Annotated in this window: 3 protein-coding genes; all 3 read left to right on the forward strand. The window is 72.7% G+C overall.

Annotation, left to right across the window (positions count from 1 at the left end; genetic code table 11):
• The coding region (locus tag GH736_RS22420) for an oxidoreductase C-terminal domain-containing protein (RefSeq protein ID WP_159607185.1) at positions 1–528 on the forward strand (528 nt) is incomplete at its 5' end.
• Between the two features lies 1 nt (position 529).
• Positions 530–1,486, forward strand: a complete 957-nt coding sequence (folP, locus tag GH736_RS22425) for a dihydropteroate synthase (RefSeq protein ID WP_159607187.1) — start codon at positions 530–532, stop codon at positions 1,484–1,486.
• The coding region (locus tag GH736_RS22430; protein ID WP_203230917.1) for a dihydrofolate reductase family protein at positions 1,483–1,750 on the forward strand (268 nt) is incomplete at its 3' end. The genes folP and GH736_RS22430, both read left to right, overlap by 4 nt.

Raw genomic sequence — 1,750 nt, forward strand, 5'->3', positions numbered from 1 at the left:
GCCATCGGCGCCTCGCCCGCGACCGCGCTGGCCGAGGCGGCGGGCATCGAGGTCGACGACGGCGTGACGACGGATGCCGCGTTCCGCACGAGCGCCGACGACGTCTACGCCGTCGGCGACGTCGCCAACGTATTCCAGCCCTTCCTCGGCCGCCACCTCCGCACGGAGCACTGGGCGACCGCGGAGCACCACGGCCCCGCGGCCGGTCGCTCGATGGCCGGCGAGCACGTCGAGTTCGACGAGCCGCCCTACTTCTACACCGACCAGTACGATCTCGGCATGGAGTTCTCGGGCTACGGTCCCCTCATGGCGGGCGTCGAGCCCGTGTTCCGCGGCGACGTGGCGGCGCGCGAGTTCATCGCCTTCTGGCTGGCCGACGACCGGGTCGTCGCAGGCATGAAGGTCAACGTCTGGGACGTGAACGAGCAGGTACAGCAGCTCATCCGCTCGCGGGCTCGCATCGATCGCGCCCGGCTCATCGATCCGGCCGTGCCCCTCGAACGCCTCGTCGCCGAGGCGACCGCATGACATGCCTCGGCTCGACGAGCACCGCACGGGTCTCCGCGTGAGCGGCCCGCTCGGGTGGGTCGATCCCGAGTTCTCCCATCCGGTGCGCCGCATCGCCGGTCGTGAGGTCGACTTCCGACGTTCCATTGCGGTGATGGCGGTGGTCAACCGCACCCCCGACTCCTTCTACGACCGGGGGGCCACGTTCGGCCTCGACGCGGCCATCGAGGCCGGCCGGCGCGCCATCGCGCAGGGCGCCGCGTGGATCGACGTCGGCGGCGCGAAGTTCGGGCCCGGTCCGGCGATCCCGGTGGCCGAGGAGATCGATCGCGTGGTGCCGGTCGTCGCGGCGCTCGCGGGTGCAGGGGCCGCGCTCTCCGTCGACACCTTCCACGCCGAGGTGGCGGCCGCGGCGATCGCGGCCGGCGCCGACGTGATCAACGACACCACGGGCGTGCACGACCCGGCGATCGCAGAGGTGGTCGCCGCATCCGAGGCGACGCTCGTCATCACGCACAGCCGTGCCGAGCCCCGCCAGTGGTTCCCGCGGCCCGAGTACGCCGACGTCGTCGGCGAGGTCGCGGCGTTCCTCGAGGAGCGCACCGCGCTCGCCGTCGCGCATGGCCTGCCCGAGGAGCGCATCGTGCTCGACCCGGGGCACGACCTGAACAAGAACACCCGCCACAGCCTCGAGCTCACCCGGCGATTCGGCGAGCTGGCGCGGCTCGGCTTCCCGCTCGTCGCCGCCGTGTCCAACAAGGACTTCATCGGCGAGGCGCTCGACCGCCCGCGTGACGCACGCCTCGCGGGCTCGCTCGCCGCCGCGGTGTTCTGCGTCGCCCAGGGCGCCCGCATCCTGCGCATGCACAACGTCGCGGAATCGGTCGACGCGGCGCGGATGGTCGAGGCCGTCATGGGGTGGCGCGAGCCCGCCCATCTCCGGCACAACATGGGCGACGGCCCGAACGAGGAGCCATGACCGCGCCGACGAGGGACGAACTGCTCGAGGCCTACGCGATCGCCGATCGTGACGTGCCCGCGGTGCGGATGAACTTCGTCACCAGCCTCGACGGTGCGGTGACGCTCGAGGGTCGAAGCGGCGGCCTCGGCGACGAGCACGACCGCCTCGCCATGCAGGTGCTGCGCACGCTCGCCGACGTGGTGCTGGTCGGCGCGGGCACGGTGCGGGTCGAGGGGTACGGCGGCCTGCAGGTCGACGCAGCGGATGCCGCGTGGCGGCGGT

Origin of the sequence: Agromyces humi (genome assembly GCF_009720255.1) — a bacterium.
Taxonomy (GTDB): Bacteria; Actinomycetota; Actinomycetes; order Actinomycetales; family Microbacteriaceae; genus Agromyces; species Agromyces humi.